Source organism: Thermus caldifontis, from assembly GCF_003336745.1.
GTDB classification, from domain to species: Bacteria; Deinococcota; Deinococci; order Deinococcales; family Thermaceae; genus Thermus; species Thermus caldifontis.
This window is the reverse complement of record NZ_QGMX01000013.1, coordinates 1-24,175: the sequence shown is the minus strand read 5'-3', so window position 1 is coordinate 24,175 and position 24,175 is coordinate 1. Positions and strand designations below refer to the sequence as shown.

Annotated in this window: 26 protein-coding genes; 9 read left to right on the top strand and 17 right to left on the bottom strand. The window is 65.1% G+C overall.

Going from position 1 to position 24,175, the window contains the following annotated elements; all coding sequences use genetic code 11:
• Nucleotide 1: 1 nt before the first annotated feature.
• The 4 genes from DK874_RS08780 to DK874_RS08765 all read right to left on the bottom strand — a co-directional run bounded on the left by DK874_RS08780 (nt 2) and on the right by DK874_RS08765 (nt 3,483).
• Nucleotides 2-613, bottom strand: a complete 612-nt coding sequence (locus DK874_RS08780) for a DUF72 domain-containing protein (RefSeq protein ID WP_114313649.1) — start codon at nt 611-613, stop codon at nt 2-4.
• Nucleotides 594-1,310 (bottom strand): alpha/beta hydrolase, encoded by a 717-nt coding sequence (locus DK874_RS08775; RefSeq protein ID WP_114313648.1) that lies wholly within the window; start codon nt 1,308-1,310, stop codon nt 594-596. The genes DK874_RS08780 and DK874_RS08775 overlap by 20 nt, the downstream gene beginning before the upstream one ends.
• A gap of 10 nt (nt 1,311-1,320) precedes the next feature.
• Nucleotides 1,321-2,253, bottom strand: coding sequence for a ribose-phosphate diphosphokinase (locus DK874_RS08770; RefSeq protein WP_114313647.1), 933 nt, complete (start codon nt 2,251-2,253; stop codon nt 1,321-1,323).
• 99 nt (nt 2,254-2,352) lie between these two features.
• A complete protein-coding gene (locus DK874_RS08765) occupies nt 2,353-3,483 on the bottom strand; it encodes a M24 family metallopeptidase (protein ID WP_114313646.1) in 1,131 nt (376 codons plus the stop codon).
• Nucleotides 3,484-3,564: 81 nt separating this feature from the next.
• Here DK874_RS08765 and erpA point away from each other — a divergent pair, with 81 nt between their 5' ends.
• The 4 genes from erpA to DK874_RS08745 all read left to right on the top strand — a co-directional run bounded on the left by erpA (nt 3,565) and on the right by DK874_RS08745 (nt 8,242).
• A complete protein-coding gene (erpA, locus tag DK874_RS08760) occupies nt 3,565-3,945 on the top strand; it encodes an iron-sulfur cluster insertion protein ErpA (protein ID WP_018111546.1) in 381 nt (126 codons plus the stop codon).
• A gap of 126 nt (nt 3,946-4,071) precedes the next feature.
• Complete coding sequence (locus DK874_RS08755; RefSeq protein ID WP_114313645.1) at nt 4,072-5,940, top strand: peptide ABC transporter substrate-binding protein; 1,869 nt, start codon at nt 4,072-4,074, stop codon at nt 5,938-5,940.
• A 94-nt stretch (nt 5,941-6,034) separates the two neighbouring features.
• Nucleotides 6,035-7,045 (top strand): ABC transporter permease, encoded by a 1,011-nt coding sequence (locus tag DK874_RS08750; RefSeq protein WP_114313644.1) that lies wholly within the window; start codon nt 6,035-6,037, stop codon nt 7,043-7,045.
• Between the two features lie 9 nt (nt 7,046-7,054).
• Nucleotides 7,055-8,242 (top strand): ABC transporter permease, encoded by a 1,188-nt coding sequence (locus tag DK874_RS08745; RefSeq protein ID WP_114313643.1) that lies wholly within the window; start codon nt 7,055-7,057, stop codon nt 8,240-8,242.
• Nucleotides 8,243-8,308: 66 nt separating this feature from the next.
• On the opposite strand, the gene truA is transcribed toward DK874_RS08745, so the two are convergent.
• The 5 genes from truA to DK874_RS08720 all read right to left on the bottom strand — a co-directional run bounded on the left by truA (nt 8,309) and on the right by DK874_RS08720 (nt 13,656).
• Nucleotides 8,309-9,073, bottom strand: a complete 765-nt coding sequence (truA, locus tag DK874_RS08740; protein ID WP_114313642.1) for a tRNA pseudouridine(38-40) synthase TruA — start codon at nt 9,071-9,073, stop codon at nt 8,309-8,311.
• A 9-nt stretch (nt 9,074-9,082) separates the two neighbouring features.
• A complete protein-coding gene (locus tag DK874_RS08735) occupies nt 9,083-10,135 on the bottom strand; it encodes an ABC transporter ATP-binding protein (RefSeq protein ID WP_114313641.1) in 1,053 nt (350 codons plus the stop codon).
• Nucleotides 10,114-11,667 carry an ABC transporter permease gene (locus DK874_RS08730; protein WP_114313640.1) on the bottom strand — a complete coding sequence of 518 codons (1,554 nt, stop codon included), beginning with the start codon at nt 11,665-11,667 and terminating at the stop codon, nt 10,114-10,116. The genes DK874_RS08735 and DK874_RS08730 overlap by 22 nt, the downstream gene beginning before the upstream one ends.
• A gap of 130 nt (nt 11,668-11,797) precedes the next feature.
• On the bottom strand, nt 11,798-12,793 hold the full coding sequence (locus DK874_RS08725) for an iron ABC transporter substrate-binding protein (protein WP_114313639.1): 996 nt from the start codon (nt 12,791-12,793) through the stop codon (nt 11,798-11,800).
• An 83-nt stretch (nt 12,794-12,876) separates the two neighbouring features.
• A complete protein-coding gene (locus DK874_RS08720) occupies nt 12,877-13,656 on the bottom strand; it encodes a metalloenzyme (protein WP_114313638.1) in 780 nt (259 codons plus the stop codon).
• Between the two features lie 120 nt (nt 13,657-13,776).
• On the opposite strand from DK874_RS08720, the gene DK874_RS08715 reads away from it, so the two are divergent.
• Nucleotides 13,777-14,205, top strand: coding sequence for an OsmC family protein (locus DK874_RS08715; RefSeq protein ID WP_114313637.1), 429 nt, complete (start codon nt 13,777-13,779; stop codon nt 14,203-14,205).
• Here the strand turns inward: DK874_RS08715 and DK874_RS08710 are convergent.
• From DK874_RS08710 to DK874_RS08700, 3 genes are read right to left on the bottom strand one after another with little or no spacing between them, the layout of a single operon-like run.
• Complete coding sequence (locus DK874_RS08710; protein WP_114313636.1) at nt 14,202-14,957, bottom strand: zinc ribbon domain-containing protein; 756 nt, start codon at nt 14,955-14,957, stop codon at nt 14,202-14,204. The two genes, DK874_RS08715 and DK874_RS08710, sit on opposite strands and share 4 nt — an antisense overlap.
• Nucleotides 14,945-15,580 (bottom strand): MBL fold metallo-hydrolase, encoded by a 636-nt coding sequence (locus DK874_RS08705; RefSeq protein WP_114313635.1) that lies wholly within the window; start codon nt 15,578-15,580, stop codon nt 14,945-14,947. Before DK874_RS08705 ends, DK874_RS08710 begins: the two co-directional genes overlap by 13 nt.
• Nucleotides 15,577-16,269 carry a sulfurtransferase gene (locus DK874_RS08700; RefSeq protein ID WP_114313634.1) on the bottom strand — a complete coding sequence of 231 codons (693 nt, stop codon included), beginning with the start codon at nt 16,267-16,269 and terminating at the stop codon, nt 15,577-15,579. The genes DK874_RS08705 and DK874_RS08700 overlap by 4 nt, the downstream gene beginning before the upstream one ends.
• A gap of 98 nt (nt 16,270-16,367) precedes the next feature.
• Between DK874_RS08700 and DK874_RS08695 the strand changes: the two genes are divergently transcribed.
• A complete protein-coding gene (locus tag DK874_RS08695) occupies nt 16,368-16,832 on the top strand; it encodes an Hsp20/alpha crystallin family protein (protein WP_114313685.1) in 465 nt (154 codons plus the stop codon).
• A 144-nt stretch (nt 16,833-16,976) separates the two neighbouring features.
• On the opposite strand, the gene DK874_RS08690 is transcribed toward DK874_RS08695, so the two are convergent.
• Genes DK874_RS08690 through DK874_RS08675 form a run of 4 tightly spaced genes read right to left on the bottom strand, consistent with a single transcriptional unit; the run spans nt 16,977 to nt 19,627 of the window.
• Nucleotides 16,977-18,047 carry a cystathionine beta-lyase gene (locus DK874_RS08690; RefSeq protein ID WP_114313633.1) on the bottom strand — a complete coding sequence of 357 codons (1,071 nt, stop codon included), beginning with the start codon at nt 18,045-18,047 and terminating at the stop codon, nt 16,977-16,979.
• Between the two features lie 9 nt (nt 18,048-18,056).
• Nucleotides 18,057-18,878: a prolipoprotein diacylglyceryl transferase gene (gene lgt, locus DK874_RS08685; protein WP_114313684.1), complete on the bottom strand. Its 822-nt coding sequence runs from the start codon at nt 18,876-18,878 to the stop codon at nt 18,057-18,059.
• Nucleotides 18,879-18,886: 8 nt separating this feature from the next.
• Nucleotides 18,887-19,141 (bottom strand): glutaredoxin family protein, encoded by a 255-nt coding sequence (locus DK874_RS08680; RefSeq protein WP_205387572.1) that lies wholly within the window; start codon nt 19,139-19,141, stop codon nt 18,887-18,889.
• Nucleotides 19,142-19,144: 3 nt separating this feature from the next.
• Nucleotides 19,145-19,627 carry a DUF456 family protein gene (locus tag DK874_RS08675; RefSeq protein WP_114313632.1) on the bottom strand — a complete coding sequence of 161 codons (483 nt, stop codon included), beginning with the start codon at nt 19,625-19,627 and terminating at the stop codon, nt 19,145-19,147.
• An 87-nt stretch (nt 19,628-19,714) separates the two neighbouring features.
• On the opposite strand from DK874_RS08675, the gene DK874_RS08670 reads away from it, so the two are divergent.
• Both DK874_RS08670 and DK874_RS08665 read left to right on the top strand, forming a co-directional pair.
• Nucleotides 19,715-20,773, top strand: a complete 1,059-nt coding sequence (locus tag DK874_RS08670; RefSeq protein WP_114313631.1) for an alanine dehydrogenase — start codon at nt 19,715-19,717, stop codon at nt 20,771-20,773.
• Nucleotides 20,770-22,104 carry an acetyl-CoA hydrolase/transferase family protein gene (locus DK874_RS08665; RefSeq protein WP_114313630.1) on the top strand — a complete coding sequence of 445 codons (1,335 nt, stop codon included), beginning with the start codon at nt 20,770-20,772 and terminating at the stop codon, nt 22,102-22,104. Before DK874_RS08670 ends, DK874_RS08665 begins: the two co-directional genes overlap by 4 nt.
• Here the strand turns inward: DK874_RS08665 and DK874_RS11745 are convergent.
• Nucleotides 22,101-23,471, bottom strand: coding sequence for a hypothetical protein (locus DK874_RS11745; protein WP_205387571.1), 1,371 nt, complete (start codon nt 23,469-23,471; stop codon nt 22,101-22,103). The genes DK874_RS08665 and DK874_RS11745 overlap by 4 nt on opposite strands.
• A gap of 220 nt (nt 23,472-23,691) precedes the next feature.
• Here DK874_RS11745 and DK874_RS08655 point away from each other — a divergent pair.
• Nucleotides 23,692-24,175 (top strand): IS5 family transposase (locus DK874_RS08655; RefSeq protein ID WP_114313629.1); only part of this gene is annotated, 484 nt, incomplete at its 3' end.

Here is a 24,175-nt window from a genome sequence, read left to right as displayed (position 1 = left end):
GCTAGCCCTCCGGGGCTGACCCATCCTGGTCAACCTCCGCCCCCAAGTGTAGGACGGAAGGGGCGGCTTGGGAAGAGGCTGGACTTACGTAGAGGTAACCCTCGCCTTCTTGGGGGATTTCCCCAAGCCGTGCCCTTTGGAAGGCATCCGGGTCCACCAGGTAAAGAAAGGGACCTTCCAGCCGGTTTACCAGGGCATAACCCCTCATTTGCAAGAGGGGATGCGGGGCCTCCTCCGCCTGGAAGGCAAGGGGGACAGGCCCCACTTCCTTCTGGACTTCCTCCAGAAGATCCAGCCAGCGGGCCAGTTGGGCAGGCTCCACGCCCGCGGGCACCAAAAGCCGCACCGCTCCCCGCTTGTCGCCAAAAAGCCGGAAGCGCCTGAGAAAGCGCCTTAAGGTACGCCTTTCCTCCCCCGAGGGCCTAAAGGTGAGGTGCTTGTGGCCATAGACGCTGAAGCGAAACCCTTCGGGGGCCAAGGCCCTTAACCGGCTAATGGTCCTCCTGTCCCCAACCCGCTGCCACCAGGAAAGCTCCACCGTGGGGAAGGCCTTGGCGTAGGCCTTAAAACCCCCGGGGTAGCCCCTATACCCCTTAAGCCCTTCCAGGATCAAGCCACGCCTCCAAAAAGGCCAGCCCCATCCGGGCCATCAAGGGGGTGATGGTGTGCCCAGCTCCCTCCTCCACGAAACGGGCGAGCCGCCCCTCGGGGTAATGGGGCCTCAAGGCCTCCACGGTTTTCTCCATGCGGGAAAGGGGCACGATCAGGTCCTTGGTGCCGTGGAGGTGAAGAAGGGGTACACCCCCATAGGCTTCTCCCCTCAGGGCGGGGGGGGTTTCGTAAAGGGCCAAAACCTTGGCGTCCGCCACCTCCTGCCCTTGGGGGAGCTTCATGGGGAAACCGCTGCCGATGAAGGCCAAGGCCCCTTCCGCCCGGAACCCCTGGGAAAGGAGCAGATGGACCACAAAGGCCCCCATGCTTCCTCCCGCCAAAAAAAGGGGAAGGCGGAAGCGCTCCCTGGCCTCCTGGGCTACCGCCTGGGCCTCCTCGGCGAAGGCCAGGGCTATCTGGTACACCTCCTCCACATACCTAGGGCTTTTGGAGGAGGGGGGTGGGCCTTCCCGGTTTCCATGCCTTGGGGCATCTATGGCCAGGAGGAGAAGGCCCCCTTCCGCATACCCCGGGAGCAGGGAAAGGATGTGCTCCTTAGACCCCTGAAGCCCGTGGAGGGCGAGGAGGAGGGCCCTGGGGCGTTCGGGGATATGGGCCAGCACCCTCTGCCCCGCCAGGGTAAACGCCTCTTTCCGCATCCGGCTCCCCTCAGGTGAAAAGGCTGGACACCGACTCCCCCCGATGGATGCGCCATATGGCCTCGGCGAAGATGGGGGCCACAGGGAGGGTCTTGAGCTTGGGACCCTCCTTGGGGAGGCAGGTGTCGGTGGCGGCCACCTCCTGCACCGGGCTTTGGGCGATGCGTTCCAGGGCCGGCCCCACGTAGACCCCGTGGGTGGCGGCGGCGTAGACTTCCTTGGCCCCGGCCTGCAACAGGGCCTCCACCGCCTCCACCAGGCTTCCTGCGGTGGAGATCTCGTCGTCCACGATCAGGGCGGTCTTCCCCTTCACCTCCCCCACCAGCATCCGCACCCGTACCTCGGTGTCGGAAACCCGTTCCTTGTCAATGAAGGCCAGGGGGAGGCGGAGGCGCCGGGCCAGGGAGCTGGCCCTTTTGAGGTCGCCGGCATCCGGGGCCACCACCACGGCATTTTCCAGGTCCACCCGGGTAGCGAAGTGGTTGGCGATGACGGGCTCGGCGGAGAGGTGGTCCACGGGCACCTTGAAGAACCCGTGCACCTGGGGGGAGTGCAGGGTCATGGTGAGGACCCGGTCGGCCCCGGCGGTCTGGAGAAGATCGGCCACCAGCCGGGCGGCGATGGAGATGCGGGGGGCGTCCTTCTTGTCGCTACGGGCATAGGAGAAGTAGGGGATGACCGCCGTGACCCGGGCGGCGCTGGCCCCCTTGGCGGCGTCAATCATCATGAGGAGCTCCATGAGGTGGTCCTGTACGGGGGGGGTTAGGGACTGGACGATGAAGACATCCCCTTCCCTTAGGCTTTCCTCAAAGCGCACGAAGAGGTTGTCGTTGGCGAAGCGCTGGGTGGTGCTTTTGCCCAAGGGGAGGCCGAGGGCCTCAGCGATGGCTTGGGCTAGGGGCTTATTGGACTGACCAGAGAAGATCAGCAGGGGGCGGTCCATGCCGTTCCCCAAGATACCACGCCCCAGGGGTATGCTTCCCGCTTCGCTCCCCAAGGGCTAGCGTGTGGGGGCTACCTAGGTCAGCCCCGAAGGGGCTACCTAGAGGAGGGTGAGGCCCTCCTGCAAGGGGGTGGTGACCTCCGGACCCGTGGGGTGTAGGTAGACGTTCACCTCGGTGCGCACCCCAAAATCGGGTAGGTAAACCCCGGGCTCCACGGTGAAGGCCAGCCCCGGCACCAGGGGGCGGAAGTCGTGGGTTTCCAGGTCGTCCAGGTGGGGGCCAAAGCCGTGGACCTCCTCCCCCAGGTTGTGCCCCGTGCGGTGGCGGATGTGGTCGCCGTAGCCCTCCCCTTCCAAAAGGCCCCGGGCCACCCGGTCCACCTCAAAGCCCTTGGGGTAGTGCCCTTTTCCGTAGGCCTCGGCCAGGAAGCGGATGGCCTCATCCCGGGCCCGTGCCACCGCTTGGAAGGCCCGGTGGGCCCCTTCAGGAGGCCTTAGGCCCGCCATCCAGGTGATGTCGGCGTAGACCCCCCCTTTTTCCTTGGCCCAAAGGTCTAAGAGCACCACCTCGCCCTCCTCCAGGACCTTGTCCGTGGGGGCGTGGTGAGGGTTGGCGGCGTTTCGGCCAAAGGCCACCATGGGGGGATGGTCAAAGACCAGCCCCCGTTCCTCCAGGGCCTGGACCAAAACGGCCTGCACGGCTTTTTCCGTGGGCCTAAGGCTTTGCTGCAGGAAGGCCAGCGCCCGGTCCCTGGCGGCCACCAAGCCCTCCACCGCCCGGCGGTGGCTCTTTAGCCTTTCCTCTCCCCAGGTTTGGAAGAGGAGGAGCAGGGGCCAGGAGGACACCAGCTCGAGGCCCATCCCCCTAAGGAGGTCCAGGCTGCCCCCGTCCACCCGGGAGAGGTAAGGGATCAGCCCCCCGGGCACGTATTCAAGGGCAATCCGCCTTTTCCCTTCCGTAAGCCCTGTAAGGGTTTCCAGGTAGCCCCGCCAGGTGTGGTAGGTGCGCCTTTGCCCAGGCAGGGGGGGGAAGAGGCTTTCCTCTATGGCGTGGCAGAGGAGGACGGGTTCCCCTTCCCGGGGGATGAGGTAGGCGAAGCGCCGGGTGAGGTGAAGGGGGGTGAGGGCGAGGACCTCGAGGGCCAAGGGGTTGCTCCGGCCGAAGGAGAGGAGGAGCCAGGCGTCCAGCCTCTCTTCCCTGAGGATGTCCTGCACGCGGGTGAGCTCCACGTTCCCATGCTACCCCTTGGAACCCACCTCACCTTTCCTTACCCCCGACGTGCTACGTTAGGGGGTAGGGAGGTTTGGGAGATGGTCGAGACGCAGGAGGCGGTCATCCGCATCACCCCCTTGGCGGCGGAGAAGGCCAAGGAGATCCTGGCCCGTTATGGCAAGGAGCATGCCGCCATCCGGGTCTACATCAAGTCTGGTGGGTGCTCGGGCTTCCAGTACGGCATGGCCGTGGATGAAAGGGAGCTTGAAGGGGACACCTTCGTGGAGATGCATGGGGTGCGCCTGGTGGTGGACCCCATGTCCTTGCCCTACCTGGTGGGCTCGGAGATCGACTGGGTGGAAAGCCTCATGGGCGGGGGATTTACCGTGCATAACCCCAACGCCGCCAGCACCTGCGGTTGCGGCCACTCCTTCCGCACCAAGGACCAGGAGGGAGAGGCCCGCACCTGCGGCCACTAAGGGCTTTTTGAGCAAGGGGGCCTGGTTTCAGGCCCCCTTTACCCTTCTCCCATTGACCCTAAGAAAGGGAGCCGTATAATAACCTCGGCCACTAAGGGTAGTGCCGCGATGGAGAAAGGAGGCCGTATGAGAAAAGTAGGCAAGCTGGCTGTACTCGGTTTAACCGCCCTGGGCCTGGCCCTGGCAGGGCCTCAGGACAACAGCCTGGTCATAGGGGCTTCCCAGGAGCCTAGGGTGCTGGCGGGGGACTTCCTTAGCATCATCTCCAACCAGGCCATCAAGAGCGAGATCGAAGGCTATCTCTTTGCCCCCTTCATTGGCTTCAACGCCGATAGCCAGAACTTCCCCGTTCTGGCCACCGAGGTGCCCACGGAGAAGAACGGGCGCCTGCGGGTGACGGACATCGGTGGGGGCAAGAAGCGGCTGGAGATGGACCTCACCATCCGCCCCGATGCCCGCTGGTCCGACGGCAAGCCCATCACCACCGAGGACGTGCAGTTCTACTTTGAGGTGGGCAAGGCCAAGGGCATGCCCCTCCTGAACCCCGACTACTGGGAGCGGGTGAGCCTGAAGGTCAAGGATGCCCGCAACTTCACCGTGACCTTTGAACCCGCCTACTACTACGACACCTACGGCTCCCCCATGGGCTATGCGCCCAAGCACATCATGGGGGCGGAGTGGGAGAAGGTGAAGGCGGCGGCCCGCAACCTGGACCCCGATAAGGATGCGGAGAAGCTCAACGAGCTCTACCGCAACTTCTTCCTCAAGTTCTCTACCCCTCAGGCCCTGAACCGGGGGGCCATGGTGTACTCGGGGGCCTTCAAGCTGAAGCGCTGGGTGCCGGGGAACTCCATTGAGATGGAGCGGAACCCCAACTTCCCCATCAAGCCGGAAGGCGGGGAGAGCAAGTACGTGCAGAAGGTGGTCTACCGCTTCATCCAAAACACCAACTCCCTCCTGGTGGCGGTGATCGGGGGCTCCATTGACGCCACCTCCAGCGTCTCCCTCACCTTTGACCAGGGCCGCAGCCGGCAGCTCACCTCCCGCGCCCCCGGCCGCTTTGACATCTGGTTCGTGCCCGGGGCCATCTGGGAGCACATCGACATCAACAAGTTCAGCAACTGCCAGCAGGTCAAGGACCTGGGCCTGGACGACGTCCGCACCCGTCAGGCCCTCCTCCACGCCCTGAACCGGGAAGGGTTGGTGAAGGCCTTCTTTGATGGCCTCCAGCCCGTGGCCCACACCTGGATCGCCCCCGTCAACCCCCTCTTCAACCCCAACGTCAAGAAGTACGAGTTTGACCTGAAGAAGGCCGAGGCCCTCCTGGCCCAGATGGGCTGGAAGAAGGGTCCGGATGGCATCCTCCAGCGCACCGTGGGTGGCCGTACCGTGCGCTTTGAGATCGAGTACGTGACCACTGCCGGCAACGCCATCCGCGAGCGCACCCAGCAGTTCTTTGCTGAGGACCTCAAGAAGATCGGCATCGCCGTCAAGATCAATAACGCCCCCAGCGCCGTGGTCTTCTCCGACGACTACATCCAGCGGGCCAGCGAGTGCAAGTGGACCGGAATGTTCGAGTTCGCCTGGATTTCCAGCCTGGCCGAGGATGGCTCCCTCTTCCAGTACAAGAACCTGAACACCGGGGCCATCATGGTGCCCACCAAGGAGAACAACTACCAGGGCCGGAACATCGGCGGCTGGCGGAACGACGAGTTTGACCGCCTCACCAGCCAGGGGGTCTTGGAGTTTGACGAGGCCAAGCGGAAGCAGCTCTTCTCTAAGGCTCAGGAGATCTGGGCGGAGGAGCTTCCCGCCCTGCCCCTCTACTTCCGCGCCAATCCCTACGTGGTGCGCAAGGGCTTGGTCAACTACGTGGCCAGCGCCTACGCGGGCGGCTTCGGCTACCCCGGCTGGAACGCCTGGGAGATCGGTTGGGAAAGCCGCGGCGCCGTGAAGAAGTGGGACCAGGCGAAGTACGCCCTTTCCATCAAGTAGCCGTGGTATAGTGGGGCCCGCTGGGCGTCTAGCCCAGCGGGCTTTTTGGTCAGCCGATAGGCTATTTGGAGGCTAAAAAACAGGAGGTACAAAGGTGTTTGCGTACACGGTGCGCCGGCTTTTGCAGATGGTCCCCTTGCTCCTCGCCGCCAGTGTGGTCATCTATGCCCTGCTGGCCTTGCAGCCGGGGGACCCCTTGGAGGAGCTCAAGCGGCAAAACCCGCGGATGACCGCGGAGCAGTTTGAGGCCTTGAAGCGGGCCTATGGCCTGGACCAGCCCCTTCATATCCGCTACTTCAAGTGGCTTTCCCGGGCGGTACAGGGGGACCTTGGCTACAGCCGCACCTACGGCATCCCTGCGGCGGAGTACATCTTCGTGCAGCGCCTGCCCAAGACCCTGATCCTCTCGGGCTTGGCCCTGACCCTGGCCCTGGTGGTGGCCATCCCCGTGGGCATCTTCTCCGCTGTGCGCCAGTACTCCCTGGCGGATTACGTCATCACCTTTTTCTCCTTCGTGGGGTTTTCCATGCCGGTCTTTTTCCTGGGCATCCTGCTCCTTTACCTCTTTGCCATCTGGTTTCCCGACCATATCCCGGGTTTCCCCCGCTTCCCCACCGGGGGGGTGCCCGGGGTGCTTTGGGAGGATGTGCGTTCGGGAGCCGTGAGCTTCGGGTATTTCCTGGGGCAGTGGGCCTGGCACCTGATCCTGCCGGTCATCGCCCTTTCCTCCTTGCAAATGGCGGAATGGACCCGGTTCATGCGGGCTTCCTTGCTGGAGGTGCTTTCCCAGGATTACATCCGCACCGCCCGGGCCAAGGGCTTGGCGGAGCGGGTGGTGCTCTACAAGCACGCCCTCAGGAACGCCCTCATTCCCATCGTGACCCTGGTGGGCCTGGCCATTCCGGGGGTGTTGGGTGGGGCCACCATCACCGAGACCATCTTCAGCTACCCTGGCATGGGGCGGGCCATCTTTGACGCCCTGGTGGAGAAGGACTACAACGTGGCCATGGCGGCCTTGGCCTTCTTGGCCTTGATGACAGCGCTTTTCAACCTGTTGGCGGACCTGGCCTATGCGGTGGTGGACCCCCGCATCCGCTACAGCTAGAGGTGGATCATGGCGACGCAAGCGTTAAAAGCCAAGCCCCGTACCTTCTTCGGTCTTTTCTGGCGCCGCTTAAGGCGGCACAAGATGGCCATGGCCGGGTTGGTGGTCATCATCCTCCTGATCCTCATGGCCATCTTCGCCCCCTGGATTGCCCCATACGATCCCACCGCCCAGCCCACAGGGGAGGACGTGGGCCAGTACTACTTCAACCCTCCTTCCCGGGAGCACCTTTTGGGCACCGATGACCTGGGCCGGGATGTGCTCTCCCGCATCATCTACGGCTCCCGCATCTCCCTTTTGGTGGGCTTTGCCGTGGCCTTTTCCAGCGTGATCCTGGGTACCATCATGGGCACCCTGGCGGGGTATTTTTCCGGCCGCCCCTTGCGCTTTTACCTGGGGCCCCTAAGACGGGAGCGGGAGGGGTTTTATCCCTTTAGCTTTGCCCTTTGGCGGGTCTTTTCCTGGTTTCTCTACTACGGGGTTTTGTACCTGGCGCTTTCCATCGCCTGGACGCTGGCCGAGGATGGGATTCGTGCTGGCAGGGTAGGGAGCTACCTGGGTTTTGGCCTGGTCCTGGCCCCGGTGCTTTGGGCGGCGTGGTACGGGCTTAAGGGCCAGATCCGCCTGGACTTGGACGTGGCCATAAGCCGACTCATTGACTTTATGCTCACCATCCCCACCCTTCCCCTCCTCTTGGTGCTTTCCGCTTTGCTGCGGGACCCGGGGGTGAAGGTGGGCCAGTGGGCCCAAGGGGTCTTTGGCGATGCCGCCAGCGTCTTCATCATCATCACCATATTGGTGCTCTTTGGCTGGCTGGGCACGGCCCGGCTGGTGCGGGGGAATATCCTCTCCTTGAGGGAGCAGGATTACGCCACCGCCGCCCAGGCTTTGGGGGCCAGCGATGCCCGCATCATGTTCCGGCATCTGGTGCCCAACACCTTGGCGCCCTTAATCGTGCAGGCCACCTTGCAGATCGGGGGGGCCATTTTGGTGGAGGCGGCCCTTTCCTTCCTGGGCTTTGGCATCCAGCCCCCGGTGGCCACTTGGGGAAACATGCTCACCAATGCCCAGGAGTACATCTTCACCGCGCCTTGGCTGGCCCTGCCCCCGGGGTTCATGATCTTCATCACCGTTTTGGCCTTCAACTACCTGGGGGATGGGCTTCGGGATGCCTTAGACCCAAGAAGCCGGCTCTAATCCCACCCCGTCGTGGCTAACGCCACGACGGGGACCCCGGGAACTCTCCCCTCTGGTGACTAGGGCTTACCCGGGGGTTAGCTTTTCCGGGGGGTAGGCGGCCTCGAGGAAATAGAGCCCCTGAGGGGGCGCCGAGGGGCCTGCTTGGCTTCGGTCCTGGGTTTGCAGAATGAGCCGGAGGCTATCCGGGTTGCGCTTGCCCAGACCCACCTCCAAAAGGGTTCCCACCATGCCCCGCACCTGGCCCCTTAGGAAGCTCTGGCCCCGGAAGTACAAGCGAAGCTCCCTGCCCCCTTCCCCCTCCACCTCCTCCAGCCTGGCCTCGTAGAGCTCCCTTTCCCCTTCCCGCACCTCCGCCTTGGCAAAGCCCAGGAAGTTGTGCCGCCCCCTAAGGAGGAAGAGGGCCTCCTGCATGGCCGCCTGGTCCAGGGGATGGCGGACCCAAAGGGCCCGGTGGCGGAGGAGGGGGGAGGGGTGGGGCCTTAGGAGGATGCGGTAGCGGTACGCCCGCCAGAGGGCGTCCTTGCGGGCGTGGAAGCCCGGGGCCACCTCCCTTGCGGCCACCACCTTGAGGTCCTCAGGGAGAAGCCGGTTCAAGGCCTCGGGGATCTTCTCCGTGGGGATTTTACCGGGTAGGTCAAAGTGGAAGGGCATGGCCAGGGCGTGCACCCCGGCATCCGTGCGGCCGGCGGCCACCGCCTGGGGAAGGGCGCCGATCTCCGGCAAGACCCTTTCCAGCTCGCCTTGCACCGTGCGCAGGCCAGGCCGTTGGCGCTGAAGCCCGGCGAAGTGGGTGCCGTCGTATTCGGTGAGGATCAGGATGCGGCGCACGCTTTAAGCTTAGTCCGCACCCACCGGGGCCTTGGCGGGATGCCCCTCGAGGGCCACCCCTTTCCCCACCACCATAAGCCGCACCCGGTCCCCCTCCCGGAAAGGGCTTTCCGGCCCCTCCTGCACCAGGATCTCCTTCTCCGGGGAGAAGAGGCGCACCCGGTAGGTGAGGTCGTGCCCTTTAAACTCCCGGGCCACCACCTGGCCCAGGGGGCCCTCCTGGGCTTCTGCCCGCAGAAGCCTTAAGGCCTCGGGGCGCAGGGAGAGGAGAAGGGGCCCGTGGGCGGGTTCGGCCAGGGGCACCGGGCCTAGGCAGGTTTCCGCATAGGGGCCAAACCCTTCCCCGGAAAGAAGGTTGGTGCGGCCCAAAAACTGGGCCACGAAGGGGGTCTTGGGCTTGAGGTAGACCTCCTCCGGGGTGCCCACCTGCTCTAGCCTCCCTCCCCGCATCACCCCAAGCCGGTCGGCGAAGGAAAGGGCCTCCTCCTGGTCGTGGGTGACCAAAAGGGCGGTGGTGCCCGTTTCCTTAAGGATCTTGCGCACCTCCTCCCGGGTGCTGGTCCGAAGGCTGGCGTCCAGGCTGGAGAAGGGCTCGTCCAGAAGAACCAGCTTCGGCCCCGGGGCCAAGGCCCGGGCCAGGGCGATGCGCTGTTGCTGTCCTCCGGAAAGCTCCCCGGGCTTGCGGTCCTGGAAGAGGGTCATGCCCACCCGCTCCAAGGCCCTTTTGGCCCTCTCCAGGCGATCCTTTCCCTTGAGGCCGAAGGCCACGTTGCCCAAGGCGCTGAGGTGGGGGAAGAGGGCGTAGTCCTGGAAGACGAAGCCGATGCCCCGCCTTTCCGGGGGCAGGAGGGTGATGTCCTTGCCCTCCAGGAGGACCCGCCCCCTATCGGGGCTTTCCAACCCGGCCACCACCCTTAGGAGGGTGGTCTTGCCGCATCCCGACGGCCCCAGAAGGGCCAGGATCTCCCCGGGAAAGACCTCGAGGTCAATCCCCTTCAGCACCTCGTGCTCCCCGAAGCGCTTGCCGATGCCTTCCAGTTTTAGAAGCGGCGCTCGCTCCAAAGCAACACCCCCACGAAGGCCGCCGAAAGGAGGACGATGAGCAGGGCAAAGGGGGCGGCCTCGGCAAACATGGCTTCCTGAGTGTAGCTGAAAACCCGGGTGGAGAGGGTGCTATAGCCCATGGGGGCGAGGAGGAGGGTGATGGGCAGCTCCTTCACCGCCCCGATAAAGGCCAAGGCTCCCCCGGCCACGGCCCCTCGCCAAAGGAGGGGAAAGGTGACGCGGAAAAAGGCCCGGGTAGGGGTGTCCCCCAGGGTCCTGGCCGCCTCCTCGAGGCGCCTGGGAACCTGGTAAAGCGCCCCCCGCACCGGCCCCAGGCCCTCGGCCAGGAAGTGGAAGGCCAGGACCAGGATGAGGAGGGGCAGGGTGCCGTAGAGGAGGGGAAGGCTTTTCAAGCTGAAGAAGATCCAGGCCAGGGCAAAGGCCAAGGGGGGGATGGTGTAACCCATGTAGGCCAGCCTTTCCAGGAAGCGGGAGGTGGGGGAGGGGTGGCGCACCGCCAGGTAGGCGATGGGCAGGGCCATGCCCACGGCCAGGAGGGAAGCGGGCATGGCGGCCGTGGCCGAGTGGAGGAGGGCCTCCCAAAGGCCTTCCAGGTTTTCCCGGGGAAAGCGGCTGGCCAGGTGGAAAAGGGCATAGAGGGGTAGGACCAGGGCCAGGAGGACGGGCAAAAGGAGCAAAAGGTAAGCCCAAGGGGTAAACCGCCCCAGGCTTAGGGGCCTGGCCCCTTTCCCGCTTCCCTTACCCGTGCGGGCCAGGCTGAGGCGGCGGAGGAGGAGCCCTTCCAGGAGGAGGAGCCCCCCGGTGAAGAGGAGGAGGAAGAGGGCCAGCCAAGCGGCATAGACCCGGTCAAAGGCGGCGCTGTACTGCAGGTAGATGGCGTAGGAAAAGGTTTCATAGCGCAGAAGGCTCACGGTGCCGAAATCCCCCAGGACGTGAAGGCCCACCACCAGATACCCCGCAAGGAGGGCGGGGAGGAGCTGGGGGAAGACCACCCGGAAAAAAGCCCTTAAAGGCCCCATGCCTAGGGTCCGGGCGGCCTCCTCCTGGCTGGGGTCCAGCCCCAAAAAGGCGGCCCGCAAGCCCAGGAAGAGGTAGGGGTAGGTGATGAGGGAGAGGACCAGAAGCGCCCCCCAGTACCCCTCGAGGCGGGGCAGGGGCAGGATTCCCCCAGGCCCGGTGGCGGAAAGGAGCACGTAGGCGCCCACGTAGCCGGGGATGGCCAGGGGCAGGGTGAGGAGGACGGAGAAAAGACGCTTTCCCTTTAGGCGGGTGCGGGTGGTGAGAAAGGCCAGGGGCAGGGCGAGGAGGGTGGTGAGGAGGAGAACCCCCAGGAGGAGGGAAAGGGTGTTCCTGACCAGCTCCAGGTTCTTGGGGCGGAGGAGGATATCCCAAAGGGTTTGGGGGTCGGCTTCCAGGGCCCTCAGGACCAGGTAAAGGAGGGGGAGGGCCACCCCGCCCCCCGTGAGGAGGGCGGGCACCAGGAAGGGCAGGAGCCCGGGAAGTTGGGGAAACCTTCTTGCGCTGGTCATGGTTGGGTTTAGAACCTGCGCCTACTTATACCATTTCCTCTCGTTTCGCTCTCTGGACCCCAACGAGATGACGCCTGCCGAAGGCCCTTTCCGGGGTCCCCACCCTGGCCCAAACCAGGGTGGGGTGGTATTAGAGGATGCCCAGCTCCCTTAGGAGCCTCAGGGCCTGGTCCAGGGGAAGCTTCTCAAAGTCCAGCTTCGGGCTTTTCTTCAGCGCTTCTTCCAAGGGCAGGAGGTGGGCGTCGGCCACCACCCCCTTCACCAAGGGGTATTCCCCCACAGTCCCCGTAAAATACTGCTGCCCCTTGGGGGAGAGGAGGTAGGTGAGGAAGCGGTTGGCGGCCACCAGGTTCTTGGAGGTCTTCAGGATGCCTGCCCCGGTGACCAGGGCCAGGTTGCCCACATCCCCGTCCTTGAAGTAGTGAAGGCCCAGGTTGTACCCAGCCCGGCGGAAGCGCACCACGTAGTAGTGGTTGGTGGAGCCGAGCTCGATCTCCCCGGCGCGGATGGCGTCCAGCATGGCCGAGTTGGAGGCGTAGCTCTTGGGGTTGAGGGCCTTCATGGCGGAAAGCCATTCCCGAGTTCTGCTTTCCCCATAGAGGGCGATCATCCCTGCCACCATGTCCTGGAAGCTGGAGTAGGTGGGGGTCCAGCCAATCCTGCCCGCCAGGCCCTTTTCCTGGGCGAAGCGGGGGAGGTCCAGGATGCTTCCGGGAAGCTCTTCCGGCTTGAACTTCTGGGGGTTATAGGCTAAAGCCCTTAGGCGCAGGGTCACCGGTACCCAGGCTTTGGACTCGGGCACGAAGGCCAAGGGCTGCTTCAGGAGGGTGTCTCCCAAAGGCCGTAGGAGCCCTTTGCTGGCCGCCTGGCCCAGGGCACCGGCGGTGTTGGCCCAGAAGATATCGGCCGGCGACCGGCTTCCCTCCTCCTGCAGGGCTGCCAGGATCTGGGCGTCGGTACCGTAGCGCACCTGGACCCGGATACCCGTTTCCGCCTGAAACTGCTTTACTAGGGGTTCCACCAGGCTCTGCCCCCGCCCGGAGTAGAGGGTTAGGGTCTGTTGCTGGGCGGAAGCCAATCCTAAAGCCACAATGCCGATCAGGGTAAGGAACCTTCCAAGCTGCATCTCGCCTCCTTCATGCTTCCCCAGGGTTCCTTGGGGCGAGGGCGCCCTCTACCCGGGGACTTTACCGGAAGGGGGGGCTAAAGTCAAGTATTCCGGTCGGATTTTGTAAGTTTAGAAGTGATAATCACTTGCAACCAAGGGAAAAAGCCCGCGAGATCCTTCGGCCAGAAGGAGGTTTTCTCTCCCGTATAGACCAAGGGTACAGGGTTTCGGGTGTGCTGTGTGTGCCAGGGCTCCTCGGCATTGCCGTGGTCGGAGGTGAGGAGGAGGGTGCCCCCCTCCTCCAAGAAGCCCTTCAGGAAAAGGGAAAGCTCCAGGAAGCGTTCGGGTAGCGCCTCTGGGAAGCGGTGGGCGAAGAGGTCCAGGGCCCAATACTCCAGGACCACCAGGTCAAAGCCCCGGGCCAGGGCCGCGGCCTGGGCGCCTAGGCCATAGGGGTCCTCCCAAAACCCAGGGGAAAGGGCCTTGGGATGTCCTAGGGGCAAAAGGGGAAGGCCCGCCAAAAGGGCCGCCTGGGCGAAGGCGGAGAGGAGGAGCCTTCTTCCCCCCGTGGCCCGCTTTAGGTATTCCGGGCGGTAAGCGTTGGCGTGGAGGATGCGTAGGCCCCTTTCCTTCGCCCAGGCGTACAGGCTTTTCTGGAGAAGGGGCCTGAGCCGGGGGCTGGGGAAGGGTCCCTGGTGGTGGCCCAATAGCCTTGCGGCATTGACCCCGGTAAGGAGGGTGGTCTGGCCTGTGCCCGACTGGGGCAGGCCCTCCACCCCCAAGGTGGCGTCCAAGGCCCTGGGGGAAAGCTCCCAAAGAAGGGGAAAGAGCTCCCCCAAGGCCTCCCCCAGGCCTAGACCGTCCACGAAGAGGAAGAGCACGCCTTTAGTGTGCTTCCGCTTAAGCCCCTTCGTCAAACCGCAAGGGATAGGGGTAGAAGGTGCCTTGCCTCACCAGGCGGTTGTGCGGGTTATGGGTATCCTGGAACTGGAGGTAAAGCTATGCCGGTAAGAAGGGCCAGTGCGATATGGGAAGGCGGTTTGCGTAACGGTCAGGGTCTAATGAAGCTGCAAAGCCAGGCCTTTGAGGGGCCCTATTCCTTCCCCTCCCGGTTTGAGGAGGGGCCGGGGACCAACCCCGAGGAGCTCATCGCCGCTGCCCATGCGGGGTGCTTCTCCATGGCCTTGGCGGCCTCCTTGGAGCGGGAAGGATTCACCCCCAAGCGGGTTTCCACGGAGGCCCGAGTGCACCTGGAGATGGTGGAGGGAAAGGCCACCATCACCCGCATTGACCTCGTTACCGAGGCGGAGGTGCCGGGGATAACCCCGGATAGGTTCCAGGAAATCGCCCAGGCAGCCAAGGAGGGCTGCCCGGTTTCCCGGGCCCTGGGGGCGGTGAAGGCCATCACCCTCGAGGCCCGCCTGGCCTAGCCCTCCCCTTTCCACAGGAGCCGGCCACAGGAGGGGCAGCGCACCAGCTGCCCCTGCACCACCTTCTGGGCCACGTGGGTGGGCAGGACCACGTTGCACCCTTCGCAGCGGAAGACCTGGCCCTGGCGGTGCATGCGGGCGATGCCGGTGCCCTTGCGGGCCCGGCGGATGGCCTCGTACTCCTTCAGGACAGGGGCAGGGATGGCCTGGGCCATGAGGGAGCGTTCCTCAAGCCTGAGGGCGATCTCCGCCCTAAGGGCCTCCACCCTTACCCGGTTGGCCTCCAGGAGTTCTTCCAGGCGGGGCTTTAGGGCGGCGAGCTCGGCTTCCACCTCCTGGATCTCGTTTTCCAGGTTCTCCATGGCCTCCATGATGGGGGTGGAAAGCTCCAGGAGTTCCTTGATGCGGTCCTTGATCTGCTGGATGCGGTTTTCGTACTGGGTCTGCTCGCGGGCGCTTTGGGCTTGGCGCTGCTCGGCTTCCGCCTGCTTTTCCTTGGCGGTGAGGTCCTCGATGTCCAGGCTGTGGCGGTTGTACTCCTTGCGGAGCTCCGCCTGGCGCTCCAGGAGGTCAGAAAGCCGGTCCTCCAGGGCCTCCACCTGGGCCTTCACCGAAACCAGGTCCTGGGGGAGGGTTTCCGCCTCCTTTTGCAATCGGTCTATCTCCAGGTCCTTTTCCTGCAGGTCATAAAGAGCCTTAAGCGCCTCAAGCTGTCCCCTGTGGGGAGCATCCGCCCCGTTCACGCTTCCCATTCTAACCCCAGGAGGAAGGGGTTGGTCTGGGCCTCGAGGGCCAGGGTGGTGGGGGGCCCGTGCCCCGGGTAGACCTCCGTACCTTGGGGCAGGGTGAGGAGGCGCTTTAGGGAGCGGAAAAGCTCCTCCCGGCTTGCCCCCGGAAGGTCGTAGCGGCCGATGCTCCCCTTAAAAAGGAGGTCCCCGGAAAGGAGGCGGGGGGGTTCTTCGTCCCCGCCGGGGTGAAGGAAGGCCACATGGCCGGGGCTATGGCCGGGAAGGTGCCATACGGTGAGGCCGAAAAGGACCTGCCCTTCCTCCAAGGGTTCCACCGGCAAGGGGGGAGCGGGGATGGCAAGGCCCCAAATGCGGGCCACCTCCGCCGCATGCCGGTAAAGGGGGAGGTCCAGGGGATGGAGGAAGACGGGTAGGGACAGGGCCTCCACCAAGGGGGCCACCGCCCCCACGTGGTCAAAGTGGGCGTGGGTGAGCAGGATGGCCTCGGGGGTTAACCCCGTGGACTCCAGGAGGGCCAGAATCCGTTCCGCCTCGTCCCCGGGGTCGATGAGCACCGTCCCTTCTTCGCCCTCCACCAGGTAGGTGTTTTCCTGGAGGGGGCCCACGCTCAGGCGGTAGACCCTCATGGCTCGGTGGGAAGCCCTTCTGCCAGCCACTCGTGCATGGAGCCCAGGTAGTTCCTGGCCCTCACCCCCAGGCTCCTCAGCACGAAGAAGGCCACGGCGCTCCGGGCCCCGGAGTGGCAGTAGACCCCCACCTCCTGCCCCGGCTCCAGGCCGAGCCCCTTTAGCACCTTATCCGGCTCCAGAAAGATCTCCAGGGGGGCGTTTTGGCTTCCCGGGATACGCCCGCCTCTGGGGCAGCATGGGGGGTGGACCTTGCCCTGGTATTCCTCGGGGCTCCGCACGTCCAAAAGAAGGGGGTGCCTGGCCGCCTCGTCTGCGGTGAGGAGCCAGTCCCGCCGGAGGCGGGCTATCGTGTCCGAGCGCTCGGGTTTGGGCTCTTCCCGCTCGGTGGCGTGGGCTTCCCAGCCCTCGGTCCAAAGCGCCACCTCCAGCCCCCCAAGCCCCAGGAAGAAGGCGGTACGGCAGAGGCGGCTGGTTAGGCCCTCGTCGTAAAGGATCACGGGGCTTTTGAGCCCCAGTTCCCGGAAAAGCTCGGTGAGGCCGGCTTCCAGGGCCTTAAGCTCCGCCTCTTCCCGCAGGCGAAGCCGGGGGGCGGAAAGGTCCAGGTGCCGGGCGCCGGGCAGGTGGCCTGCCTCGTAGGCGGCCCGGGGACGGGTGTCCACCAGGACGGCTTCGGGAGGGATCTCCATGCCCCTGATTATAGGGGGCGCATGGGTAGGCGCTAGAGGATAAGGATACTTGACAAAACAAGGCGCAAGTGATATAAGTGAAACCGGAGGTGATAGGTATGGCCCTGGTTCGCAGGGATGCGCGGCCCATGGAGATTACCCCCTTCCGCACTTGGGGTCCTCTCTCCCTCCTGGAGGAGGCCAACCGGCTCTTTGAGGAGGTTTTGGGCGACTTTGCCCGGCCCGTGGCCACCTATGTGGCTCCTGCTGACCTCTACGAGACCGACGAGGCCTTGGTCCTGGAGATGGCGGTGCCGGGCCTGGCGCCTGAGGACCTCGAGGTGAGCCTCGAGGGCAGCAAGCTCACCATCAGGGGCCAGGTGAGGCCTGCGGAGGAGGCCAAGGTGCGCCGTTACTACCTGCAGGAAATCCCCCATGGCTCCTTCGTGCGCACCTTCACCCTTCCCGTGGAGGTGGATGCCTCCCAGGCCAAGGCGGAGTTCCGCCACGGGATCCTGCATCTCACCCTGCCCAAGGTGGCCGAGGCCCGGGCCAAGCGGATCCCCATCGAGGTGGTCCAGTAAGCCCGAGCGCCCTTGCCCCCCGGGGAACCCCTGGGGAGCTTATACCACCCCACCCTGGCTTGCGCCAGGGTGGGGGCCCCGGAAAGGGCCTCCGGTAGGCGTCATCTCGTTGGGGCTTAGCGAAGGAAACAAGAGGAAAGGGTATTAGGCTTTTCTTAGGGCTTCGGCAAGGCGCTTTAGGGCCTCGTCCAGGACCTCGGGGTAGGTGGCGAAGTTGAGGCGCACGTAGCGATCGTACCCTTCCCCGAAGTTTTCCCCAGGGTTCAGGGCCACCCGGGCCTCCTTGAGGAAAAAGGAGGCCGCCTGGGGAATGGGGGTTTTGAACCAGGCCAGGTAGGTGCCCTCCGGGGGAACGTGGCCGAGGCCCACCTCCTTGGCCCAGGCCGCCACCCGGTGGCGGTTGGCCCTAAGCCGGGCCAGGGTTTCCCCAAGCCAGGCCTCCCCTTCCCTCAGGGCCGCCTTCCAGGCGGCCATGGCCAGCACGTTGGGGAAGGTGTGGGGCAGGTGGCGCCTCAAGGCCTCCACCAGGGGCTTAGGCCCCACCGCCGCCCCAATGGGAAGCCCCGCCAGGTTGTAAGCCTTTCCCGGTCCCAGCAGGGTGAGGGTGCGCTCGGGGAGGAAGCGGGCCAGGGGCATGTGGGTCTTTTCGTAGGTCAGAGGGGCATGGAGCTCGTCGGAAACCACGATGAGGTCGTGCTTGCGGGCGATGGCGGCCAAAGCGGCAAGCTCCTCCTCCCCAAAGACCCTGCCCGTGGGGTTTTGCGGGTGGCAGAAGAGGAGGAGCCGGCTGGCGTAGGCCAGGCGCTCCAGGCCCTCGAGGTCCAGCCGGTACCCCTCCTCGGTTTCCCGCAAAGGATTGGCCAGAACCGTGCGTTTTTGCTGGCGGATGGCGGCCAGAAACGGGGGGTATACGGGGACCTGGGTCAGGACCCCCTGGCCAGGGGCGGTGAAGGCGGCCACCGCCCCGTAGAGCCCCACCACCACCCCGGGCATGAAGGCCAGTTCGCCCTCTAGGCCCGTCCTTTCCAGGATGAGGGCCCTAAGCTCCAGGTCCCCCTCCCGGGGGGGGTAGCCCAAAAACCCCTCGGCCCTTTCCCGTATGGCCCTCTGGATGGGCTCGGCCACGGGGAAGTCCATGTCCGCTACCCAAAGGGGCAGGACGTCCTCAGGGTAGGTGCCCCACTTGAGGGAGTCCTTGCGGGGGGGAAGCACCATGGGCTTATCTTACCGGCCCAGGCGCCGCAGCATGTACCAGGAAAGGAGGATGAGGGGCAGGCTCACCACCTGGGTGGCGGTGAAGAGGCCAATGCCCAGCTCGTCATTGCGGTACACGGGAAGCCACAAAGGGTTCAGCCGGAAGGGCTCCTCCAAAACCGAGCGGAGCACGCTGTACCAGAGGATAAAGTTCCAAAAGGCATACCCGTAGAAGGGCTTCTTGCGAAGCCAGTAGTAGGAAAGGGGCAGGAGGATGAGGCCCACCAGGGCCCCGTAGATCTGGGTGAGGTGCACGGGTCCCCGGAGGAGCTCGTCACACCGATAGACCTGGGAGATATCCTCAATGCCGGGGCAGATTCCGGGAAACCCCTTGGCCCACTCCGGCCAGGTGAAGCCGATGGGCAAGGAGGTGAGGCGGCCCACGGTGTCGGAGCCGTTCATCAGGTTCCCGACCCTCCCGGCGATGATGCCCAAGGCCACCCCCGGGGTGGCGGCGTCCAGGTAGGGCCAGAGGGGGTAGCCCTTGCGCTTATGAAAGTAGAGGAAGACCAGGGCCCCGCCCAGGATGGCCCCGTGGAAGGAAAGCCCCCCGTGCCAGATGTATAAGACCTCCACCGGGTTCTGCAGAAAGTAGCCGGGGGAGGTGAGGACATAGCCCAGCCTGGCCCCCACCACCCCGAAAACCACCGCCCAGAAGGCCACCGCCTCAAACCGCTCCGCATCCAACCCCCAGGCCCTAAGCCTGCGCTTGGCCAGTTCAAAGCCGATGAAGATGGCCAGGGTAAGGAGAAAGCCATACCACTGGATGCGCAAGGGGCCGATCTGGATCATGGTGGGGTTCATGCCTCACCCCCTCCTTGGAGCTTTGACACCAGCTCCATCAGCGACCTCTCGTCAAAGATGCCCTCCAAAAGCACCCTATCCCCCAGAAGGAGCACGGGTACCCGGAAGGTGTAGAGGCGGAAGAGCTCGGGGTCTTGGTCCACATCCCGGCGCACATAGGGTATTCCCAAAGTCCAAAGGGCCCTTTCTGCCTTTTCGCACAGGCCACATCCTTCCCGGGTGACGAGGACCAGGTCCATGGGAAAAAGCATACCCTAGCCCTGAAAGATGGTCCGGATCACTAGAAGCCCCATGGCCACGTGGAGGATCGCCTTGGCCACCACACCCCCCATGAGGCCCACCAGGGTGCCCCAGGCCGCCCGAAGGGCCTCCTGGGGTTTGCGCCCCGAAAGGTACTCAAAGAGCCAGGCCAGCAAAAAGGGGAGGAGCAAAACCCCCACCACCCCCAGGAAGAGGCCCAGGAGTCCTCCCAAAAACGCTCCCCAAAGCCCTGCCCGTCCGGCTCCGTACCTCCTGGCTCCCAAGAGGGTGGCCAGGTTGTCCAGGCTCATGGCCAGGAGGGCCAGAACCCCTAGGGCCAGCCACAGGCCCAAGGAAAGTTCCCGGAAGCCCACCAGGGCCTCGTGGAGGAGGGCGGCGGCCAGGATCAAAAGGGTGGCGGGGACAAAGGGCACGAGGGTTAAGAGCACCCCCGCTCCCCACAGGACCACGAAGAGCCAATCGGCGAAGGCATCCACAGGAAAAGCCTAGGGTGGGATTCCATGAGAAGGAAAAGGGACATCCGCCCTCCCCTTCCCCTTTAAGCTCAAGGCGAGGAGGCGGGTATGGAGTTTGGCCTACCCAAGGAACAGGGCGTGGTCAAGACCCAACCCCCCTTTGGGGAGGTGCGGGAGGGCCGGGTGGCCCTCACCCCCCAGGGGGTGCGGGAGCTGGTGAACCGGGGCCACCGGGTCTATGTGGAGCGGGGGGCAGGGGAGCGGGCCGGGTTTCCCGACGCCCTGTATGAGGAGGCCGGAGCCCGGCTGGTGAGCCGGGAGGAGGCCTTTGGCCGGGGGGAGGTGGTCTTGAAGGTGGGAAGGCCCACCCTCGAGGAGGTCGCCCTCCTCCGCCCTGGGGCCACGGTGATGGCCTTTTTGCACCTGGCGGTGGCGGAGTCCACCTTGGTGGAGGCCATGGCGGAAAAGGGCCTAACCGCCATCGGGTACGAACTCATCGGGGCGGAGGGAAGGCGCCCCGTGCTCAAGGCCATGAGCGAGATCGCCGGCCGCCTGGCCCCCCAGATTGCGGGGAGGCTTTTGGAGGCCCCCTTCGGCCCCGGGGTGCTCCTTTCGGGCCTGCCCGGGATTCCCCCTGCGGATGTGGTCATCCTGGGGGCGGGGGTTTTGGGGAGGGCGGCGGCCCGTTCCTTTTTGGGGACGGGGGCCTCGGTCTACCTCCTGGACAAGGAGCTTTCCGCTCTGGAGGAAGCCTCGAGGGAGGCCCAAGGGGCGGTGACCGCCCTCATCACCCAGACCCGCCTGGAGCGGTACGTGGCCTTCGCCGACGTCCTAGTGGGGGCGGTGGCGGTGCCGGGGGAAAGGGCCCCCCTCCTCCTGAGCCGGGCCCTGCTTTCCCGCATGCGCCCGGGGGCCGTGCTCCTGGACTTCGCCATTGACCAAGGGGGGATCGCCGAGACCAGCCGGGTGGGGGTTTACCAGGAGCTGGGCATCACCCACTTCTGCCTCCCCAACGTTCCCGCCCTGGTGCCCCGTACCAGCAGCCATGCCCTTACCGCCACCCTTTTGCCCTTTCTCCTAAAGGTGGAGGAGGACCCCTTGGCGCTTCCCGAGCTCCGGCAGGGGGCTTACCTCCTCCTGGGCCAGAAAGGAGGCCACCTGGAATGAGCTACCGCAAGAAGTTGACTTCCCCCGAGGACGCCGTCACCCTCATCCGATCCGGCATGCGGGTCTTCGTTTCCGGAAACGCCGCTACCCCCACCCCCATCCTGGAGGCCCTGGCCGCCCGCAAGGACGAGCTGGAGAATGTGGAGCTTGTTCACCTTCTGCAGATGGGGGAGGATCCCTTCGCCCCGCCAGAGATGGAGGGCCATTTCCGCCGCCGCTCCCTCTTTGTGGGCCCTGCCGACCGGGAGGCGGTGAACCAGGGCCGGGCCGACTACGTGCCCGTCATGCTCCACCAGGTGCCTTGGCTTTTCAAGAGGCGCATCCTGCCCCTGGATGCCGCCATCGTCCAGGTATCCCCTCCCGACGAGCACGGGTTTTGCTCCTTGGGGGTGGAGGTGATCGCCACCAAGGCGGCCCTCGAGGCCGCCCCCCTGGTTATCGCCATGGTGAACCCCAGGATGCCCAGAACCCTGGGGGATACCTTCGTGCACGTTTCCCGCTTCACCGCCATCGTGGAGCTGGACTGGCCCTTGCCCGAGCTTAGGCGGGAGGGGTTTGGCGAGGTGGAGCGGAGGATAGGGGAGCACGTGGCGAGCCTCATAGAGGACGGGGCCACCTTGCAGATGGGCATCGGGGCCATCCCCGATGCCGTTTTGGCCAGCCTCGAGGGCCGGCGCGACCTTGGGGTCCACACGGAGATGATCTCGGATGGGGTGTTGGAGGCCTTTGAAAAGGGCCTTATCACCGGGGCCCGGAAAACCCTTCACCCCGGCAAGGTGATCGGCACCTTTGTCCTGGGCTCGGAACGGCTTTACCGTTTCGTCCACGACAACCCCCTCTTTGAGCTCCACCCCGCCGATTACGTGAACGACCCCTTCGTGGTGGCCCAAAACCGCAAGATGGTGGCCATCAACTCCGCCATCGAGGTGGACCTCACCGGCCAGGTGGTGGCGGACTCCATCGGTACCCGCATCTACTCGGGCTTTGGCGGCCAGCTGGATTTCATCCGGGGGGCGGCGAGAAGCGAGGGGGGCAAGCCCATCATCGCCCTCCCCTCCACCGCCAAGGGGCATAGCCGCATCGTCCCCTACCTGAAACCGGGTGCAGGGGTGGTTACCACCCGGGCCGATGTGCACTACGTGGTCACCGAGTGGGGCATCGCCGAGCTCTTTGGCCGCTCCCTAGGGGAAAGGGCCATGGCCCTCATCCACATCGCCCACCCCGATTTCCGGGAGGAGCTCCTAAAGGTGGCCTGGGAGAGGAGGCTCCTTCCCCGGAGCCATCCTGGGGTTTCTCTTCCCCAAGGGAAGAGTCCCGGGGAAGGGGCCTAGCGGATTTTCACCCGGTAACATACCTCTCCCATCTCCCCTGGCCCCACGGTGCCCACGGCCACCCTTACTAGGCCGCTGGCGATTTCTCCGGCATCGTCCCCAGTTTGGGCGGTGAGGTACTGGGTGGACCCCCCGTGGGTCCACCGGATGGCCTTGCCCCCGTAGTCAGCCACGGAGGTAAGGGCCTCGGTGAAGAAGGGGACGGGGTCGGAAAGGACAAAGTCCGTTACCGGTTGGGTGCCCAGGTTGCGGTAGGCGATGCAGTACTCCAAGACCTCAAGGGGTTTGCCCTGGGCGGTGGTGGAGAAAGGGGTGTTTTGGGAGACGTTGCGCACCTGCTTATCCAGGCGCACCTCCCCACCTGTCACCTGCAGGGTGTCGGTGAGGGTGTCGGGTTCCTGGACGTTGGCGTTGTTGGCCCAGGTAAGCCTCGCTTCCAGGAGGGCGATGTCCGTGGCGCCCACGGGTTCCCCAGCGGGCACCAGGGTTCGGACCTCCACCAGGCAGGCCCTGAGGCTACCCTCGGCCTCCCTGGGCCAGTTGCCCGTCACGGTGAAGGTGTAGGGGAAGGAGGCCCAGTCTTCCCCGGGGCCAAAGGCGCCATCGCAGTCCAGGTCCAGCCGTACCTGGTAGGCGTAACGGGGGTTGGGGGGCGAGAGGAGGCTTAAGGTCACGCTTCCCAGGGTGCCTGGGCGGTACCAGTGGGAGAAGGTGTACACCCCTGGGGAGGTGGTCTGGCCGGAGCCATCGGGGTAGAAGCGGCTATCCCGCACCACGCCGAAGTTTCGCTCCCAGATGTTGCCTGCCAAGTTGGAGGCGGAGCCTAAAGAAACCGTAGCCCCTGAGGAGCCTGGGCCCATGGCATCTGCCCAGCTTCCCACCAGGGAGACCCCACCTTGGCCATCGTTATGGCCGGTGGCCGGGCGAAGGGGGTGGGAGAGGGTTACATTCCCCCAGGAGTAGGGGATGTACAGGCGGTAGAACCCATTTCCGTCGGTGAGGGCGGTGCGGGTGTGGGTGCCGTCGGTGGCGGTGACCGTTACCCCTCCTGCGCCCCTTTCCCCGCCATCCCGCAGGGCGTTGTTGGCGGTGCCTCCCCCGAGGCCGTCGTCGTAGAAGACTTGCCCCTGGATCACCCCTCCATGGAAGAGGCCAAAGTCCAGGCCCTGCAGGTGGGCGGTGACCACAATGTCCCGTTTTCCATTCCCGGGGTTGATGAAGATCCAACCCGGGGGAGCCTGCGGGGTGGGGCTACTGGGCGAGGTGGCCACCACCAGGGAGTAGGAGCCCGGGGGCACGCCCGGGAAGGAGAAGGCCCCGGTGCCGGGGGCCACGGTGGCCGAGGCCACCACGGTGTTCCCCTGCACCAGGTTGACGTAGACCGTGGTTCCCGTGGACCAGTCCTCGCTGGGCCCTTTCAGCCCATCCGGCTCCCCGTCGTGGTAGACGGAGCCGGACAGGGTATACCCTATTACTTCCAGGGTGGCGCTGGCCGCTTCCTGATTGGCCCCGAGGTTGGTTTGTAGGGCCCCTGGGGGGAGGGTGTTGGTGTAAGAGACTGTTGTAAAAGTCTGCTATACTCTGCACATGAACCCTACACGCAGATTTTACCCCAGCGACCTTACGGACGAGGAGTGGGCCATCCTGGAGCCGTTGATCCCCGCCCCCAAGCCCGGCGGCCGACCCGCTAAGGTGCCCAGGAGGGAGATTGTTAACGCTATCCTCTACGTTCTGGAGGGCGGCATCAAGTGGCGGGCCATGCCCCATGACCTGCCCCATTGGTCCACGGTCTACCACCCCTTCCGCAAGTGGCAGAAGGAGGGGGTTTGGGAGAGGGTAGCCCAGGCCCTGGTCCGCCGTGACCGGGAACGGGAAGGGCGGTATGCTTCCCCCAGCGCCTTGGTGATGGACAGCCAATCGGTGAAGACAGGGGAAAAGGGGGGCCCCGGGGACACGACGGGGCGAAGAAGGTCAAAGGGCAGTTCATTTGGGGTAGGGGCCCCAAAGCGAAAGCGGCAGATCCTGACGGACACGGGGGGCCGTCTCTTGAAGGCCTTTGTCCACCCGGCCA